Genomic DNA, 17,498 nt, shown 5'->3' on the forward strand with positions numbered 1-17,498 from the left:
CAATGGAGCACCAATGAGTAGCAAGTCCAAACAGTCACAATTAAAAAGCTATCACTGGAAAGGCATTAACAGCTCTGGCAAGAAAGTGTCTGGGCAGACCTTAGCACTTACTGAATTAGAAGTACGGGAAAAGCTCAAAGAACAGCATATCCAGATTAAGAAAATCAAAAAGAAAAGTATCTCCGCAATCACTCGCATAACACACCGAGTCAAAGCCAAGGACATCACTATTTTGACGAGACAGCTTGCTACCATGCTCGCTACGGGTGTGCCTATCGTGCAAGCCATAAAGTTGGTATCAGATAACCATCGTAAAGCAGAAATGAAATCGATTTTATCGCATATCTGCAAAGGTGTAGAAGCCGGAACGCCAATCTCAAAAGCAATGCGAACCGCAAGCCGTCACTTTGATGATCTCTATACTGATTTAGTCGCGACAGGAGAGCTCTCCGGCAATCTTGCACAAGTATTCGAACGCTTAGCGACCTATCGTGAAAAAAGTGAACAGTTAAAAGCTAAGGTGGTGAAAGCGCTTATCTATCCAGCAATGGTGGTCATCGTTGCACTGACTGTTTCTTATTTAATGCTGACTATAGTGATTCCGGAATTTGAGTCGATGTTTTCAGGCTTCGGTGCTGATCTACCATGGTTTACTCAACAGGTACTCCATCTTTCTCACTGGATGCAGGCTTACAGTTTTTATGCGGCTGTAAGCATCGGGCTTGTTGTCCTGATTATTTACCAACTGTGTCAGCGCTCCCACTCGATCAGACTGTCTGTTAGCCGGTTAGGATTACGTTTCCCAGTTCTTGGTGGAATAATGGCAAAGGCCTCTATCGCCAAGTTCAGCCGCACCTTATCAACCAGCTTTAGCTCTGGTATTCCCATCTTAATGAGCCTCAAAACCACCGCAAAGACTGCAGGCAATCTGCATTATGAATCGGCAATCATCGAGGTTCACCGTGAGACTGCCGCAGGCATGCCGATGTACATTGCAATGCGCAATACCAATGCCTTCCCGGAGATGGTGTTACAGATGGTGATGATTGGTGAAGAGTCAGGTAACCTTGATGATATGCTGAATAAAGTCGCTTCCATCTATGAGTTTGAAGTCGACAATACCGTCGACAACTTAGGCAAAATTTTAGAGCCACTGATCATCGTGTTTTTAGGTACGGTTGTGGGTGGGCTTGTTGTCGCGATGTACTTACCAATCTTTAATCTTATGAGTGTGTTAGGATAGTTAAAAGCAACTAAACACCCATGAGTAGAAACCTCTGCTCACCTTGATCAAGTGGTAAAGGACACTATGGAAGTATTTCACTACTATCCTTGGCTATTCCCCGTATTAGCTTTCATTTTTAGCCTTCTTATCGGTAGCTTCCTCAACGTGGTCATACATCGTTTACCGATTATGATGGAGCGAGAGTGGCAACAAGAGTGCTCGGAGTATTTCTCTCAATATAAAATTCCAGCACCAGAGGGAAAGTTTAATCTCAGCATTCCTCGTTCTACCTGTCCGAAATGCAAAACCCAATTAAGAATCGTCGACAATATTCCAGTCTTAAGCTGGTTGTTCTTAAAGGGCAAGTGCCACAGTTGTGCTAACCCAATCAGTGCTCGCTACCCTTTGGTCGAACTGCTTACGGCGATACTTTGTACCGTAGTCGCTAGCCACTTTGGTTTCAGTTATTACGCGATTGCGCTGATATTTTTCACCTTTGCTTTGATTACCGCGACCTTTATCGATCTCGATACTATGTTATTGCCAGATCAAATCACCTTGCCTTTAGTTTGGTCTGGTATCGCTTTAGCACTGTTTAATATCAGCCCGGTATCGCTGCAAGATTCCGTCGTTGGAGCGATGGCTGGTTACCTAGCGCTTTGGTCTGTTTATTGGCTGTTCAAGCTATTAACAGGCAAAGAAGGCATGGGTTACGGTGATTTTAAATTGTTAGCTGCATTAGGGGCGTGGCTTGGTTGGCAACATCTACCAATGATCATCCTTTTATCTTCGCTTGTTGGTCTTGTGTTTGGTTTGATTCAACTTCGCTTGAAACAGCAAGGCATAGATAAAGCCTTTCCGTTTGGCCCCTACCTTGCGATTGCGGGATGGGTAAGCTTGATGTGGGGTAACGACATCATGGGTTGGTATTTCACTTCTGTACTAGGAATTTAACCATGGCAATCATTATCGGATTAAGCGGTGGTATCGCCAGTGGCAAAACTACGGTCGCTAACCTGTTCAATGAGCATTTTAATATTGATATTGTTGATGCTGATATCGTAGCACGTGAAGTGGTTGCGCTGGGCAGTGACGGTTTAAAACAGATTACAGAACACTTTGGTGAGTCTATCTTGCTTGAAGATGGAACACTCAACCGAAGTAGGCTGCGTGAACTTATCTTCTCGGATCCTAAAGAGAAACAGTGGCTCAATGATCTTCTTCATCCCATGATCCGTGACAAAATTGACAGTGACCTGTCTAAAATCACATCCCCGTATGGTTTATTAGTTGCACCGCTACTGGTTGAAAACCAAATGCAAGGCATGGCCGATCGCGTATTAATTGTTGATGTGCCAGCAGAAGTGCAAATAGAACGAACGATGAGTCGTGATAACGTTTCTAGGGAACAAGTTGCGTCAATTTTAAAATCACAGGCTTCAAGAGAACAACGCTTAGCAGTTGCAGATGACGTGATTAAAAACCATACTAAAAACCAAGAACTTTTGCCTCAAATCACAGATTTACATCAAAAGTATCTGGCAATCAGTGCTGTAGATGGGTCAGAATAGAACAATGTTGAATGAAGGTTTGCTCGATGATCACCCATAAATTTGAACATCCGCTAAATGAGAAAACACGCATCTACTTAAGAGTCGAATCACTCTTGAGGCAGCTACACTTGTCTTCTACATTTTCCGATGCTCAACAGTATCAACTCTTTTTCCGTTCTATCTTTGATCTGATTGAAATCTTCGAACAGATCCAACTCAAGAGCGAACTCGCAAAAGATATTGAGAAGCAACGTGTGACCTACAAAAGTTGGTTGGATGTTGAAGGTGTCGATCAAGAGATGCTGACATCACTGCTTAATGACATTGGTAATATCTATCGTGATCTAATGCAAGCTGAGCGTTTTGGTCAATCACTGAAGGAAGACCGCTTCCTGAGTGCAATTCGCCAACGTTTTAATCTTCCAGGTGGCTCATGCTGCTTTGATTTACCCGCACTGCATTATTGGTTACACCTTCCTCTCGATAAGAGAATGAGAGACGCAAAAACGTGGATGGATAGCCTACAGCCTTTGTATGAAGCGCTCACGCTATGGTTAAAACTCACTAGAGAAACAGGTCATTTTAAAGATCAGATTGCGCGTGCTGGTTTCTTCCAGAGCGATGCTGATGAAGCGAATATCCTTCGCCTTTCTATTCCAATGCAATACGGTGCCTACCCGATGATCTCAGGTCACAAGAACCGTTTTGCTGTTAAGTTCATGAGCTTTGAAACTGGGCAAGCCTGCACTCAAGACATCGAATTTGAATTAGCAATCTGCACCTAATTAATTGTCTTTTATCGTTTGGCTTGAGTACTTATTCAGGCCTAAACTCATTGTTATTATACCTCCAAATAAAGAATCACTATGTCGAAAAAAATCACCATCGTTAAATGCCCTCAATGTAATGCTGACGTTGAATGGGGTGAACAAAGCCCACATCGCCCGTTTTGCAGCAAGCAATGTCAGATGATTGATTTTGGAGAATGGGCAGACGAAGAGAACAGTATCGCTGGCGCACCGGATATGTCGGATAGCGATGGTTGGTCGGAAGATCCGTACTAAGCCACTTAGTGTAACGAGTAAACTTTGAAGGGTTGGCGTTTAACGTCAATCCTTTTTTATTACCTATAATACGGCGCTAGTAGAGATTCCCTACTCCTTCGTCAGTCTAGGGAATGACAGACCTGGTTGCCCCGTAAGATTAGTAACAAAAAACTCCCTAGCTGTTCGACTGGCTATCAAGGCTTATCATTCGTCATCCTCAAGAGTGAGGGACGAGTGAGTTGGGTTATGTTACCTGCGAAGCTCTAAATAGCAGGCACAAAAAAGCGGAGCCAAATGGCTCCGCTTTTATCGATAGAATGCAAAAAGAATTACTTCTTAGTAAGCTTCTCTTTAATACGAGCTGACTTACCAGAACGCTCACGTAGGTAGTACAACTTGGCACGACGTACTGCACCACGGCGTTTAACTTCGATGCTATCAACCATTGGAGAGTGAGTTTGGAACGCACGCTCTACGCCTTCACCGTTCGAGATCTTACGAACTGTGAATGCAGAGTGTAGACCACGGTTACGAATAGCGATTACAACGCCTTCGAAAGCCTGTAGACGCTCACGGTCACCTTCTTTTACCTTAACCTGAACTACAACAGTGTCACCTGGTGCGAATTTAGGAAGGTCTGATTTTAGTTGCTCTTCTTCAAGAGCCTTGATGATGTTGCTCATTTGTATAAATTCCTAGAATAAACTGATACTAAATTTAATAGGTTACTGCTTGCTTTTCGTTAAGAGCGATGCTCTTTAATGAATTCAGCCAGTAATTGTTCCTGTTCGTCAGTCAGAGCTAGGTTTTCCAGGAGTTCTGGTCTTCTTAGCCAAGTTCGGCCCAGCGATTGTTTCAACCGCCAGCGACGAATATCCTTATGGTTTCCAGACTTGAGTACCGATGGTACATCTTTATCGTCTAGCACCTCAGGGCGCGTATAATGAGGGCAATCTAACAAACCATTTGCAAAAGAGTCTTCTTCTGCTGACGCGAAATCCCCAAGTACACCCGGAACAAACCGAGATACTGAATCAATCAACGTCATGGCTGGTAGTTCACCACCCGTCATCACAAAATCTCCAATCGACCATTCTTCGTCGACTTCAGATTCAATGATGCGCTCATCTACCCCTTCGTAGCGACCACAAATAAGAAGTAAATTCTCGTTTGTTGCCAACTCTTCAACACCTTTCTGGTCGAGTTTACGACCTTGAGGTGAAAGATAGATAACTTTCGTCTTCCCCGGTGCTGCTTGCTTGGCAGTTTTGATAGCGTCGCGCAAAGGCTGAACCATCATTAACATGCCAGGACCACCACCGTAAGGTCTATCATCAACAGTGCGATGTTTATCATGAGTGAAATCACGAGGATTCCATGTCTCAATAGATAAAAGACCTTTCTTAACCGCTTGACCTGTTACTCCAAAATCAGTAACAGAACGGAACATTTCAGGAAACAGGCTAATTACGCCAACCCACATGTGTTCTCTCGCTCTGTAATTTGGAGTTAGAATCCAGGATCCCAGTCAACTTCGATCCGGCGAGCTTCGCGATCAACTTTCTTGATCACTTGCTCTTCAAGGTACGGTACTAACCGTTCCTTTTGGCCAAAAGCATCTTTAAGATTTGCTTTGATTACTAGAACATCGTTTGAGCCAGTTTCTAATAGGTCAGTGACCTCACCAAGGTTGTAACCTTTAGTGGTAAAAACTTGCATACCAAACAATTCGCGCCAGTAGAATTCATCTTCTGACAATTCAGGTAATGAAGCAGGGTCAATAGCAATTTCAAAGTTGGTCATCAGTTGCGCGTCTTCACGTACATCTAATCCCGCTAGCTTACATACATAGCCTTGGCCATGACGTTTCCAGCTTTCAACTTTATACTCAACCCACTCGCCCTTTAGCTTTAAATACCAAGGACTGTAATCAAATATGCTTTCAGCATTGTCTGTGTAGGAGAACACTTTAAGCCAGCCACGAATACCATAGGTAGACCCAAGTTTACCCATGACAATTCTATTGTTTTGCTCGCTCATCGTTTCTTTACCCTTCATCGACATAAGCTATTTCTCTTTAAAAAAGAATTAAGCCGCTTTTTGAGCGTCTTTAACTAGCTTAGCTACACGATCAGATAGAGATGCGCCTTGACCAACCCAGTGGTTAACACGATCTAGGTCTAGACGTAGACCTTCTTCTTGACCTTGAGCAGTAGGGTTAAAGAAACCTACTTTCTCGATGAAACGGCCAGTTACAGAGTTACGGCTATCCGCAACTACGATTTGATAAAATGGGCGCTTCTTTGCACCGTGACGTGCCAAACGAATGGTTACCATGTCGTCCTCTTTGCTTTCTTAATAAAATAATTAACCCCAAGTATAAGTAAATAGCTTGGGGTCTCGTGCCAAATTAAAGCCCCGGAATTTTACTCTTATTCCGGTGCAATGCAAGGGCTTTAGCTATTTTTTCACCAACATAGCCACCGAACACTTTCTGTGACACGGCTAACACTATGAAAAGTAACGCAGCTAAAGCTTACATTTGTAGATTATCGGCCAAACGGGTTAAAACCACCACCCATTCCGCCCATACCTCCACCGCCGCCCATCATGCCTTGCATGTTGCGCATCATGCCTTTCATTCCACCCTTCTGCATTTTCTTCATCATCTTCTGCATTTGAGTGAACTGTTTCAGCATACGGTTTACATCTTGTACTTGAGTACCAGAACCTGCGGCAATACGCTTCTTGCGTGAGCCTTTGATTAGGTCAGGGCGCTGGCGCTCTTTCATTGTCATAGAGTTGATGATCGCTTCCATTTGCTTGAACATCTTGTCATCAACTTTATCTTTTACGTTGTCCGGTAGCTGAGACATGCCAGGAAGCTTATCCATCATGCCCATCATTCCGCCCATGTTCTGCATTTGTCCTAGCTGTTCACGGAAGTCTTCAAGGTCAAAGCCTTTCTTCTCTTTGAACTTCTTAGCCAGTTTCTCTGCTTTCTCGGTATCAACGTTTTTCTGTAGGTCTTCAATAAGAGACAGTACGTCACCCATACCAAGGATACGAGAAGCAACACGATCTGGGTGGAACGGTTCTAGTGCGTCAGTTTTTTCACCAACACCCAAGAATTTAATCGGTTTACCTGTGATATGACGAACAGATAGAGCAGCACCACCGCGCGCATCACCATCAACTTTCGTCAAGATAACACCGGTTAGTGGTAGAGCATCACCAAAGGCTTTTGCAGTATTCGCAGCATCTTGACCTGTCATTGCATCAACAACGAACAGTGTCTCTACTGGTTTAATTGCAGTATGAAGCTCTTTGATTTCGCCCATCATCTCTTCATCGATAGCCAAACGACCAGCAGTATCGACAAGTAGCACGTCGTAGAATTTCTTCTTCGCGTGGTCGATTGCAGCGTTTGCAATATCAAGAGGCTTTTGATCAGCTGAAGATGGGAAGAAGTCTACGCCAACATCGCTTGCTAACGTTTCAAGCTGTTTGATCGCAGCTGGACGGTAAACGTCGGCAGACACAACCAAGACTTTCTTCTTATCACGCTCAGTTAGAAGCTTGGATAGCTTACCTACAGATGTGGTTTTACCCGCACCTTGTAGACCCGCCATTAAGATGACTGCTGGCGGTTGCGCTGCTAGGTTAAGAGCCTCGTTAGACTCACCCATCACCGCTTCAAGTTCAGCTTGAACGATCTTAATGAATTCTTGACCAGGCGTTAGAGATTTAGATACCTCAACACCCACAGCGCCTTCTTTTACGCGCTTAACAAAATCGCGGACAACGGGCAGTGCAACGTCGGCTTCAAGTAGCGCCATACGTACTTCACGCAGCGTCTCTTTAATATTGTCTTCGGTCAGACGACCTTTACCGCTGATGTTCTTCAGCGTTTTGGATAGACGATCCGTTAAATTATCAAACATAGTTTTCTCTTCGCTCAAAACTGCGACTATTACTGTGAGTATACATTAGCGTGGATTAGAGTCATACCCGTTGTAGAGCGTTAATCATCCGTGCTTGTGATGTGAGACATTATTCACTTGGAATTGAATGAGGTTCACCATAGCCCCAAAGAGCGATGCGAGGTATAATTCGCCAATTAGTAATCATTTAAATGGATACCATGGACAGTCTTATTGCGATCGCAGCAGCCTTTCTTTATATAATGGCGATTTCCACGATCATTCCAGGTCTCGTGCATCAAACAGGGATCCGTGTAAAAACGGTGTTTATCAGCGCATTACTTGCTCTAGTTTTTCATGCTTTGTTGCTTGGCGATTTGATTTTTAATGCCAGTGGCCAAAACCTCAGTATCTTAAACGTTGCTTCATTAATCAGTTTAATTATCTCTGTAGTAATGAGCGGAGCCATGCTCAAAACCCGTTTGTGGTTCATCTTACCTGTTGTTTATAGCTTCGCTGCGTTGAACTTGATGGCGGCTACTTTTCTTCCAAGCACCTTTATCAAACATTTAGAGAACGATCCAAAACTGCTCGTGCACATCTCTTTGGCGTTATTCTCATACGCAACGCTGACCATCGGTGCGCTATACGCTCTGCAACTTGCGTGGCTAGATCACAAACTTAAAAAGAAAAAAGCCTTGGTGATAAACCCTAACCTACCTCCTTTAATGATGGTGGAAAGACAGCTTTTCAAGATCATTCTGATTGGTAATGGCTTATTAACGGGTACTTTATTGACTGGCCTTATCTTCGTACAAGATATGTTTGCTCAAGGAAAGGCGCACAAAGCGGTGTTGTCTTTTATCGCTTGGGTTATCTACTCCATCCTTCTTTGGGGGCACTATCAAAAAGGTTGGCGTGGACAAAAAGTCACTTGGTTCGCACTGGCCGGTGCCAGCATGCTGACATTAGCCTACTTTGGTAGCCGCTTCGTTCAGGAAATCATCCTGAACTAGTCTGTAAAATAAAGGCAAGGTCTCACATACCTTGCCTTTTAAATATTGAGTGCAATACATTCAATTGACATCTCGACCATGTTCGGTCATAAATTAATCAAGATACACAAATAGGAAAAGAATAGTTTTGGACGACATATCAACGGGTATCTTATTTGCGCTACTCGCGTGTCTCATTGTAATTTCTGGTTATTTCTCTGGTTCCGAAACGGGCATGATGTCCCTGAACCGCTACCGTTTAAAGCACTTGGCCAATACGGGCCATAAAGGTGCCAAACGTGTAGAAAAACTTCTGAACCGCCCAGACAGATTGATTGGCCTCATTCTCATCGGCAACAATCTCGTCAACATTCTTGCATCTGCGATCGCGACTATTCTTGGTATGCGCATCTACGGGGATATCGGTGTAGCTATCGCTACAGGTGTCCTGACTCTCGTGATCCTCGTCTTCGCCGAGGTAACACCAAAAACCATCGCCTCTTTATTTCCTGAGCGTGTCTCTTACGCGAGTAGTATCCTATTGATGATACTAATGAAGGTTCTGTCGCCATTGGTGATCTTAGTGAACTTCATTACTAACGGCTTCATTCGTATCTTAGGCGTCAAAGCCAGCCATGACGCAACGGACCACTTGAGCTCAGAAGAGCTTAGAACCGTGGTAAATGAAGCAGGTAGCCTAATCCCTCAGCGTCACCAAGATATGTTGGTGTCTATTCTGGATTTAGAGCACGTCACCGTGAACGACATCATGGTGCCTCGTAATGAGATTACCGGTATCGACATCAATGACGACTGGAAATCTATCGTTCGTCAATTGACCCACTCGCCTCATGGCCGAGTGGTTCTCTATCGTGATCAGATAGATGAAGTGGTTGGTATGCTTAGGCTGCGAGAAGCTTACCGATTGATGCTTGAAAAGAACGAATTCAATAAAGAGACCCTGTTGCGTGCAGCGGATGAGATCTACTTTATTCCTGAAGCGACACCACTCAATATTCAACTGCTTAAGTTTCAACGCAATAAGCAGCGTATCGGTTTGATTGTTGATGAGTATGGTGATATCAACGGCTTGGTTACATTAGAAGATATTCTAGAAGAGATCGTGGGTGAGTTTACCACCTCAATCGCCCCAAGCTTATCTGAAGAAATTACGCCGCAAAGCGATGGCAGCTTCTTGATTGAAGGCAGCGCCAACATCCGAGACATCAACAAAGGCTTACAGTGGGCACTGCCTACCGATGGTCCAAGAACGCTGAATGGTTTGATACTGGAACATCTTGAAGATATTCCAGAGAGTCACCTGAGTGTTCAGGTTGCCAGCCACCCAATGGAGATAGTTGAACTCGAAGAGAACCGTATCAAGCTGGTGCGTGTGTTCCCACAGATCGTGAACGGCTAACTGAGTTATCACTGAATCCTTGTCTCACCCTAAAATACGTTGACGAAAAAGGCCCGGTTCATTGAACCGGGCCTTTTAGTATCTAACTCGCCCTATCTATATCTAGGATAGCTATCAATGACTAGTCGATTTTAAGCTCTTGCAGCATAGACTCTGGTAGTGCCAGTTCATCATTCTTGTTTACAGAAATGCCTGCAGCGATGATTGCATTCGCGATCTCTTTCGCTTCATCCAAAGAGTGCATTGCAGCGGTACCACATTGGTATTCGTTCAGCTCAGGGATCTTATTCTGGTTCTCAACTTTCAGTACGTCTTGCATCGCTGCCAACCAACCGTCTGCGACTTGTTGCTCTGTAGGCGTACCAATCAGGCTCATGTAGAAACCAGTACGGCAACCCATAGGTGAGATATCGATGATCTCTACATCTGAACCGTTCAATTGATTACGCATGAAACCAGCGTATAGATGCTCTAGAGTATGGATACCTTTCTCAGATAGTATGTCTTTGTTTGGCGCAGTAAAACGCAGGTCAAACACAGTGATGGTATCCCCTTTTGGGGTTTGCATTGTTTTAGCAACACGAACGGCAGGGGCGTTCATGCGTGTGTGATCAACAGTGAAACTATCTAATAAAGGCATTGCTCTTCTCCATGACGTCTGGCTTTAAAAAAACCAGCTTCGATTGTCTTCTAGTTCTTTGCGGCACTGTTTCAGCTGCCATCCATAATCTTTTGCTTGCTGTTCAACTTTACGCGCCACCTTAATCAGCGATGGTTTGCTGTTGTATGACTTGCGCTTATAACCACCACGGCCTTCATGATAAGCCAGATATTGGTTATATGGATCCCATAACGAGATACCCAATTGACGACGCGTTTCGCTGGTATACCAACCGATGAACATCAATGCATCATCAAAGTTGGTTCTTGAGCCACCGTTATTGGTCGCCTTTTGGAAATCTTCCCAAGCAGGGTCTTGAGCTTGTGCATAACCGTAGGCACTACTCACACGACCCCACGGAATAAAGCCAAGAATGTAATCTTTAGGCGGGCGCGCATCATGACGATAGCTACTCTCTTGTTTCACAAAAGCCATCGCTACGTTGATCGGTGTGCCCCACTCCTCTTGCATATCGAGTGCATCTTCATACCACGAAGGGTGTTCTCTAAAGATGCTACACAAATTATCTTGCTGCTTTGGCGGTGGCGTTGCACATCCAACCAATAGGCTAGAGACAACACCAACAGTCACTACAGGTAACCATTTACTACTCACACGAGTAGGCTGACCTAATAAGGCTTGCTTCCTTTCCACCAACGTCTCGCTATGCTTTTAAATACGAAAAATAATCCGCTAAGAAGCTATCAAAATCTTGAGTGCTTGCTTCTTCACTTTGTTGCTGAGCTGTCACAGAGCGTTGAACTTCTGCTTCCATCAACTCTGCTGAATATACTTTGTATTGGTGGGCTTTGTGTTGCTGAGCGTATGTTTTACCAAGTGCGCAGCCCACTTTACCCAAACCACCCAGTTTCTTGGTCTCTTCTAGCAACTGGCCAGAAATGGTCAGCTCTGGGTTGTCAATCCAAGCTTCAAGCGTATCGCACGTTTCTTGGTATGCACGACCACCTTGTTCAGCGTCCATCATCTCGGCAATAGAGCGCAGATCTTTGAAGACACGCTTCGCCCAATCTTGCAGAGACAGTCGCTCACCGTGACAACCGATTTGCAATTCTAGACCAACTTGACGACCTTCTAAGATCACCTTGTTCCAGTTATCACGCCAGCATTCAAGCTCGCAGTTATCCATCTCAGCAGAGTCGGTTAACACACTCCAAGTTAGGAATAAATCTAAGAAGCGAACTTGTTGCTCATTGATACCAATTGAGCTGAATGGGTTTACGTCTAAAGAGCGAACCTCGATGTACTCGACACCAGCACGAGCTAGTGCTTCTGATGGCTTCTCACCACTTTTAGCCACACGCTTAGGACGAATTGGCGCATAAAGCTCGTTCTCGATTTGAAGAACGTTGCTATTCAACTGACGGTATTCACCATCAACTTTGGTACCAATTTCGGCAAACTCTTCCGATGGTGTGCGAATCGCTTGGTTCAATCCCTCTAGGTACTGGTCTAGGCTATTAAAGCCAATTTTCAATACACTTTGAGCACTGTTGGTGTAGCCAAGATCGCTCAGACGTAGTGCCGTTGCTTTTGGTAGATACAGCGTCTCGCCAATCTTTTCAAAAGGTAGCTTTGTCTCTCTACCTTTGATGAAAGAAGGACATAGTGCAGGTGAAGCACCGAAGAAATAAGGAATTAACCAACCAAAACGGTAGTAATTACGAATCAAACCAAAGTAAGCATCGGACTTAGATTCACAACGCGCTTCTTCGGTTTGCTCTCCAAAAAGGCTATCCCAAAAACTATCTGGGAAAGAGAAGTTGAAGTGAACACCCGAGATAATCTGCATCAGGCTACCGTAACGGCGCTTAAGGCCTTCACGATATAGAGTCTTCATCTTGCCATTGTTAGAGGTGCCGTATTGCGCTAGCTGAATGTAATCTTCACTGCCTACATAACAAGGCATAGAAAGCGGCCACATCTTTTCGCCATCTAACTTGGTTTGTGTGAAATGGTGGATATCAGACAACTGATTCAAAAGCGTCGGAACGTCGTTAGAAACAGGCGTAATAAACTCCAGTAGCGACTCAGAAAAATCGGTCGTTACCCATCCGTTCATCAACGCAGATCCCAAAGCCTTTGGGTGCGGCCCAGTCGCAAGATGCCCATCTTCCGTGTAGCGTAACGTTTCCCTTTCAACACCACGACCAAATTGAGAGAAGGTCTTAGGGTTGGTTGCAACTTGCTTTAGTCGCGCAGCAAAATCAGTCAAAATTCAGTTCACTTATCTTATATCGTTCTGATTAGAACTATCATAAATTAGGTCGGAGGAGAAAAATAGAGTCTTTTTCCTCCCCCTTTAATGTGTACTCTAACGAATGATTTCAAGCTCTTCTATTGGAATATCTAACTTTTCTAGTTGAGGACGAAGCGAAGCCGCGTCGCCAACAACAATTATTTGATAATCATTCGGGTCAAACCATTTCTTAGATAGCTCGTTTAAGGTCTCTTTTGAGACAGTTTCAACTATCTGATTACGTTGTTGCAGGTAATCTTCGTCAAGGCTCAGCGCAACAATATTACTCAACAACCCAGCCTTTTGACTTGGTGTTTCGTATTTAAGTGCATCTTGTTGACCGACGGCAAGGCGCATAAATTTCACCTCTTCGTCAGTTAATCCACTCTGACTAAATTCATTTAGCTCAGAGATAAACTCTTGAATCGATGGAACCGTCGCATTGGCTCTCACTTGAGCACTGAATACTACTGCACCAGTTTCACGCGTACTGGCGAAGTAACCGCTCGCACCGTAAGTGTAGGCTTTGTCCTCACGTAGATTCTGGTTGATACGGCTATTGAAATTACCGGCTAAATTAAAGTTAGCCAACTGGCTCAAATACAACTCACCGGTCGCATCAAAAGGTAAGCCTTTACGCACCAAACGAACAATACTTTGCGGCGCACCCGGTTTATCAACTAAGTACAAGTGCTGACCAGAAAGCTCTTTGACGATCTGCGGACGCGTTAATGGTGCCGCATCGCCTTGCCACTGTTCAAAGAATTGTAGCTGTTTCCCTACCTCTTTCTTCGAGATGTCTCCCACAACAACAATATTGGCACCTTCTGGTGTGTAATGTTGCGCATAGAATTTTTTCACGTCATCTAAGGTCAATTTCGATAGAGATTCCTTAGTGCCATCACTTGCGCGAGCAAAAATACTGTCACCAAACAGCACTTCACGGGTTGCTTGGGAAGCCATCCAGCTTGGTTGTTGGTGCTGATACACGACGCCTTCAAGCATCTGCTTCTTCACACGTTCGAAGTCTTGCTCATCAAACTTAGGCTCGAATAGAACCTCTTGCACAATCGCTAAGGTTTGAGGCAGATTTTTCTCTAGCGTCGAGACTGAAATATCTGTGGTGTAACTGCCCGCACTAATGCTCACACTGCTACCTAGCTTATCTAAGGTCGCCTGTAACTCTTCAACCGTTCGCTTAGTTGAACCTTCTTCCATCATCGAAGCCGTTAAGTTCGCTAAGCCTTCTTGCCCTTTACGAACATAGCGTTCGCCTGCAGGCAATTGAATTTGTAGCTGTACTGTCGGCGTTTCACTGGTCACAGTACCAATCAAGTCAGTACCGTTCGTAAAGTGCATTCGATACAACTCAGGCATGGTCGCTTCAACGCCAAAGTTCACTTCTGGCATAACGCTGCGATCAAAGGTGTTCGGTGCTTTTCTGAAATCAAGCTGATCTTCAGTGACCTTGGCATATTCAGGTAACGTGCGAGCTGGCGTGGTGAATGTAGCTTCACGAACCGCGAGATCGAGTTGCTTCTTAGGAACCACACTCAAGGTCACCTTGTGCTTACCTTCGATGAAATCTTGGTAGGCCTGACTTACGCTTTCTGGAGTCACAGCTCGGATTTGATCCAATTGTGATTCAATGCGATCTGGCTGACCGTAGAAGGTTTGGTTAGATGCGAGTTGTGAAACCTTACCTTTCACACTTTGCAGTGCAAAAACCGCATCCGCTTCAGCCATACCGGTGATCTGGTCTAGACGTTCTTGTTCAACGCCCTCTTTCGAGAACTGCTCTAAGGTATCCATCAATTCTTTATTAAGAACCGTCAAATCCCCTTTTTTACCAGAGTCGCCCATCGCATAAACATACATGGTACAAGCCAATTCAGCACAGTCATGGAAAGAACCTGCACTCACCGCTTTTTGCGTCTTAACCAAGTTTTGATATAGGTAACTGTTGGTACCAGAACCTAAAACATTAGACAGTGCATTTAGCGAAGCTTGTGTCTCTTCTCCACGATACGTTGTTGGCCAACCCACAAGCACCATCGGCTGACGAATATTGTCTTCTAGGGTGATGTACTTATCTTCTGTTAGTACGGCTGGTTGCTTCTCTGCGGCCTTAACTTCTGGGCCTTGAGGGATTGGACCAAAGTACTTATTCACCCACTCTAGCGTGTCATCAACGTCGATATCACCACCGATAGTCAGTACCGCATTATTTGGGCCATACCAGCGTAGGAAGAAGGCTTTAAGATCATTCACATCCACGCGGTCTAAGTCTTCAACATAACCGATTGGTTGCCACGAGTATGGGTGGCCTTCAGGATAAAGCGCTTCACCCATGCGTTCCCACATCAAGCCATAAGGGCGGTTTTCATAACTTTGCGCACGTTCGTTTTTAACCGTACCTCTTTGAACTTCGAATTTCTTCTGAGAAACCGCATCTAATAAGAAACCCATTCGGTCTGATTCTAACCACAACATTTTCTCAAGTTGGTTAGATGGAACGGTTTCAAAGTAGTTAGTACGGTCACGGTTAGTCGTGCCGTTTAACGAGCCACCAGCCTCGGTAATGATCTTAAAGTGCTGTTGGTCACCGACGTTCTCAGAACCTTGGAACATCATATGTTCGAAGAAATGAGCAAAGCCCGACTTACCTATCTCTTCACGGGCGGAACCTACGTGATAGGTCACATCAACATGCACAAGAGGGTCAGAATCATCCGGGGAAAGAATAACTGTCAGGCCATTTTCAAGCTGATATTTCGCATACGGAATCACGACTTTATCTTTAGAAGGCTTAACTTCTTCTAATAAGGTGACACCTTCAGGTAGCGAAGAAAAGAAGGGTGTTGAGCTAGGTACATTGTAAGAACAGCCAGCGATGGCGATAAGAGAAAATGTACCAAGTAAAACCTTTTTCATAGGTTCTCCTTAGAAAAAACCGAAGTAGATAGCAGCAAGTAAGCTGTAGCGAGCGGCTTTGCCAATCGCTATTAAAATAACGCTAGGGATAAATTTCATTCTCAGCCAACCCGCCGCGAGACACAAAGGGTCACCAATAACGGGCAACCAACTGAATAACAGCGTCCAGTAACCATAACGGCTCAGCCAAGCCATAGCCTTATGACCATGCTTTTCAGATTGAGTTCGATTGGGCAGCCACAAACCAATCCAATAATTAGTCAGGCCACCTAAGGTGTTACCGAGTGTCGCTATTAGAATAATCGACGATGTTGAGAATTGATCTAGGCTCAATGCTGCAACAAGGCTGGCTTCTGAACCGCCGGGCAATAACGTGGCACTTAAGAAGCCACTGATGAAGAGTACCCAAAGCGCCGAGTCAGAGAACCACAGCGCTATGTTTTCAAAAAGGGAATTAAAGAACTCTAGCACTGCCTATCAGCCTTCTTGCATTTTAAGTAGCACCTTGCCTCTGGTGTGTCCGGTTTCAACCTGTAGATGCGCTGACTGCGCTTCGCCTAACTGGTAGATCCCTTGAATTTCTGTTTTGAGCAATCCGACACTGACCATGTACAGCATAGTGTCCATTTGCTCTGGGTTTGGCTCAACCAACATACCTGATGCAGTAAAGCCTAATAATGTGGCTTTTTCGCAGATCAATTCAGCAGATAAAGTTGGGACTGTCACAACTCTTGCGTCATCTTTCAAGCACTTCAACGCATCGAGAGCGGTGTCGCCACCGACCAAATCAATCAGTACATCGACATCAGAAACTCGCTCTGAAGCTGGAGCAAACTTATAGTTGATCGCATGAGCGCCTAGCGTTGCAAGATAATCGAGGTTGGCTTCGCTGCAGGTGGTGTAAACCTCGGCTTTTGCTGCCACTGCAATTTGAACTGCAAGGTGACCCACGCCACCCGCGCCCGCTAAAATAAGCACGCGATCACCTTCTTTCACTTCGGCTTTATTAAGTGCTTGTGCTGCTGTTTGGCTAGCAAGTGGTAATGCCGCTGCCGCTTCTAGGGTGACCGAATCGGGAACCATGCTTAATGCCGCTTCTGGAACACATACATATTGGCTGTAGCCGCCGCCTTGCAGTGGGAAGCCAATAAAGCCTGCCACGTTATCACCAATGGTAAAACGTTCAGCCTGATCGCCTAGCGTGACAATTTGGCCTGAAATATCGTATCCCGGCACCCAAGGAAGATTGTCTTTGTTTTGTGCTGCTGCCCAACCAAGGCCGGCTCGGGTTTTCACATCAATCGGATTAATGCCCGAAAAGGAAACTTTAACCACCACTTCTCCGGCCTTAGGCTCAGGAATCGCACTGGTTTGAATACTAAGGTTTTCGACGCCGCCGAATTGAGTAATCGCAATCTGTTTATTTTCCATTTCCACATTTCCTTGATTGATAAAAGCCCTAGAGAGCAAGCACCCTAATTAAT

General features: G+C 44.8%; 18 protein-coding genes. 7 read left to right on the forward strand and 11 right to left on the reverse strand.

The genetic code is table 11. From position 1 onward, the window contains the following. Positions 1 to 13: 13 nt before the first annotated feature. The 5 genes from ITG09_13455 to yacG all read left to right on the forward strand — a co-directional run bounded on the left by ITG09_13455 (position 14) and on the right by yacG (position 3,842). The gene (locus ITG09_13455; protein UPR51694.1) at positions 14 to 1,243 is read left to right on the forward strand and encodes a type II secretion system F family protein; all 1,230 of its coding nucleotides are present in this window, start codon (positions 14 to 16) and stop codon (positions 1,241 to 1,243) included. A gap of 66 nt (positions 1,244 to 1,309) precedes the next feature. Continuing rightward, positions 1,310 to 2,179 (forward strand): prepilin peptidase, encoded by an 870-nt coding sequence (locus ITG09_13460; GenBank protein UPR51695.1) that lies wholly within the window; start codon positions 1,310 to 1,312, stop codon positions 2,177 to 2,179. 2 nt (positions 2,180 to 2,181) lie between these two features. Further along, entirely contained in the window at positions 2,182 to 2,796 is a 615-nt protein-coding gene (gene coaE, locus ITG09_13465) for a dephospho-CoA kinase (protein UPR51696.1), read from the forward strand. A 26-nt stretch (positions 2,797 to 2,822) separates the two neighbouring features. Next, positions 2,823 to 3,563: a cell division protein ZapD gene (gene zapD, locus ITG09_13470; GenBank protein ID UPR51697.1), complete on the forward strand. Its 741-nt coding sequence runs from the start codon at positions 2,823 to 2,825 to the stop codon at positions 3,561 to 3,563. Positions 3,564 to 3,644: 81 nt separating this feature from the next. Next, entirely contained in the window at positions 3,645 to 3,842 is a 198-nt protein-coding gene (yacG, locus tag ITG09_13475; GenBank protein ID UPR51698.1) for a DNA gyrase inhibitor YacG, read from the forward strand. A gap of 311 nt (positions 3,843 to 4,153) precedes the next feature. Here yacG and rplS read toward each other — a convergent pair whose 3' ends face one another. The 5 genes from rplS to ffh all read right to left on the reverse strand — a co-directional run bounded on the left by rplS (position 4,154) and on the right by ffh (position 7,768). Then, positions 4,154 to 4,507 carry a 50S ribosomal protein L19 gene (gene rplS, locus ITG09_13480; GenBank protein UPR51699.1) on the reverse strand — a complete coding sequence of 118 codons (354 nt, stop codon included), beginning with the start codon at positions 4,505 to 4,507 and terminating at the stop codon, positions 4,154 to 4,156. Positions 4,508 to 4,566: 59 nt separating this feature from the next. After that, a complete protein-coding gene (gene trmD / locus ITG09_13485; GenBank protein UPR51700.1) occupies positions 4,567 to 5,307 on the reverse strand; it encodes a tRNA (guanosine(37)-N1)-methyltransferase TrmD in 741 nt (246 codons plus the stop codon). A gap of 26 nt (positions 5,308 to 5,333) precedes the next feature. Further along, positions 5,334 to 5,888: a ribosome maturation factor RimM gene (gene rimM / locus ITG09_13490; protein UPR51701.1), complete on the reverse strand. Its 555-nt coding sequence runs from the start codon at positions 5,886 to 5,888 to the stop codon at positions 5,334 to 5,336. 24 nt (positions 5,889 to 5,912) lie between these two features. Beyond that, positions 5,913 to 6,161: a 30S ribosomal protein S16 gene (rpsP, locus tag ITG09_13495; protein UPR51702.1), complete on the reverse strand. Its 249-nt coding sequence runs from the start codon at positions 6,159 to 6,161 to the stop codon at positions 5,913 to 5,915. 212 nt (positions 6,162 to 6,373) lie between these two features. Next, positions 6,374 to 7,768 carry a signal recognition particle protein gene (ffh, locus tag ITG09_13500; protein UPR51703.1) on the reverse strand — a complete coding sequence of 465 codons (1,395 nt, stop codon included), beginning with the start codon at positions 7,766 to 7,768 and terminating at the stop codon, positions 6,374 to 6,376. Positions 7,769 to 7,968: 200 nt separating this feature from the next. On the opposite strand from ffh, the gene ITG09_13505 reads away from it, so the two are divergent. Together ITG09_13505 and ITG09_13510 are read left to right on the forward strand one after the other, a co-directional pair. Further along, positions 7,969 to 8,763: an inner membrane protein YpjD gene (locus ITG09_13505; GenBank protein ID UPR51704.1), complete on the forward strand. Its 795-nt coding sequence runs from the start codon at positions 7,969 to 7,971 to the stop codon at positions 8,761 to 8,763. A gap of 127 nt (positions 8,764 to 8,890) precedes the next feature. After that, the gene (locus ITG09_13510) at positions 8,891 to 10,162 is read left to right on the forward strand and encodes a DUF21 domain-containing protein (protein UPR51705.1); all 1,272 of its coding nucleotides are present in this window, start codon (positions 8,891 to 8,893) and stop codon (positions 10,160 to 10,162) included. Positions 10,163 to 10,283: 121 nt separating this feature from the next. Here the strand turns inward: ITG09_13510 and luxS are convergent, their stop codons facing one another. The 6 genes from luxS to ITG09_13540 all read right to left on the reverse strand — a co-directional run bounded on the left by luxS (position 10,284) and on the right by ITG09_13540 (position 17,445). Beyond that, entirely contained in the window at positions 10,284 to 10,802 is a 519-nt protein-coding gene (luxS, locus tag ITG09_13515; GenBank protein ID UPR51706.1) for an S-ribosylhomocysteine lyase, read from the reverse strand. A gap of 24 nt (positions 10,803 to 10,826) precedes the next feature. Beyond that, positions 10,827 to 11,477: a hypothetical protein gene (locus ITG09_13520; GenBank protein UPR51707.1), complete on the reverse strand. Its 651-nt coding sequence runs from the start codon at positions 11,475 to 11,477 to the stop codon at positions 10,827 to 10,829. A gap of 10 nt (positions 11,478 to 11,487) precedes the next feature. Continuing rightward, positions 11,488 to 13,056, reverse strand: coding sequence for a glutamate--cysteine ligase (locus tag ITG09_13525; GenBank protein ID UPR51708.1), 1,569 nt, complete (start codon positions 13,054 to 13,056; stop codon positions 11,488 to 11,490). Between the two features lie 99 nt (positions 13,057 to 13,155). Continuing rightward, positions 13,156 to 16,014 (reverse strand): insulinase family protein, encoded by a 2,859-nt coding sequence (locus ITG09_13530; GenBank protein ID UPR51709.1) that lies wholly within the window; start codon positions 16,012 to 16,014, stop codon positions 13,156 to 13,158. A 9-nt stretch (positions 16,015 to 16,023) separates the two neighbouring features. After that, on the reverse strand, positions 16,024 to 16,485 hold the full coding sequence (locus tag ITG09_13535) for a DedA family protein (protein UPR51710.1): 462 nt from the start codon (positions 16,483 to 16,485) through the stop codon (positions 16,024 to 16,026). Between the two features lie 6 nt (positions 16,486 to 16,491). Then, positions 16,492 to 17,445 (reverse strand): NADP-dependent oxidoreductase, encoded by a 954-nt coding sequence (locus ITG09_13540; protein UPR51711.1) that lies wholly within the window; start codon positions 17,443 to 17,445, stop codon positions 16,492 to 16,494. Between the last annotated feature and the right edge of the window lie 53 nt (positions 17,446 to 17,498).

The organism is Vibrio cyclitrophicus (assembly GCA_023206055.1).
Taxonomy (GTDB): Bacteria; Pseudomonadota; Gammaproteobacteria; order Enterobacterales; family Vibrionaceae; genus Vibrio; species Vibrio cyclitrophicus_A.

Bases quoted from the DNA above. Each gene is read 5' to 3' on its own strand.
- ITG09_13455 (UPR51694.1), top strand. From the start codon at position 14: ATGAGTAGCAAGTCCAAACAGTCACAATTAAAAAGCTATCACTGGAAA.
- zapD (UPR51697.1), top strand. From the start codon at position 2,823: ATGATCACCCATAAATTTGAACATCCGCTAAATGAGAAAACACGCATC.
- luxS (UPR51706.1), bottom strand. From the start codon at position 10,802: ATGCCTTTATTAGATAGTTTCACTGTTGATCACACACGCATGAACGCC.
- rpsP (UPR51702.1), bottom strand. From the start codon at position 6,161: ATGGTAACCATTCGTTTGGCACGTCACGGTGCAAAGAAGCGCCCATTT.
- ITG09_13505 (UPR51704.1), top strand. From the start codon at position 7,969: ATGGACAGTCTTATTGCGATCGCAGCAGCCTTTCTTTATATAATGGCG.
- coaE (UPR51696.1), top strand. From the start codon at position 2,182: ATGGCAATCATTATCGGATTAAGCGGTGGTATCGCCAGTGGCAAAACT.
- rimM (UPR51701.1), bottom strand. From the start codon at position 5,888: ATGTCGATGAAGGGTAAAGAAACGATGAGCGAGCAAAACAATAGAATT.
- ITG09_13540 (UPR51711.1), bottom strand. From the start codon at position 17,445: ATGGAAAATAAACAGATTGCGATTACTCAATTCGGCGGCGTCGAAAAC.
- ITG09_13460 (UPR51695.1), top strand. From the start codon at position 1,310: ATGGAAGTATTTCACTACTATCCTTGGCTATTCCCCGTATTAGCTTTC.
- ITG09_13530 (UPR51709.1), bottom strand. From the start codon at position 16,014: ATGAAAAAGGTTTTACTTGGTACATTTTCTCTTATCGCCATCGCTGGC.
- rplS (UPR51699.1), bottom strand. From the start codon at position 4,507: ATGAGCAACATCATCAAGGCTCTTGAAGAAGAGCAACTAAAATCAGAC.
- yacG (UPR51698.1), top strand. From the start codon at position 3,645: ATGTCGAAAAAAATCACCATCGTTAAATGCCCTCAATGTAATGCTGAC.
- ffh (UPR51703.1), bottom strand. From the start codon at position 7,768: ATGTTTGATAATTTAACGGATCGTCTATCCAAAACGCTGAAGAACATC.
- trmD (UPR51700.1), bottom strand. From the start codon at position 5,307: ATGTGGGTTGGCGTAATTAGCCTGTTTCCTGAAATGTTCCGTTCTGTT.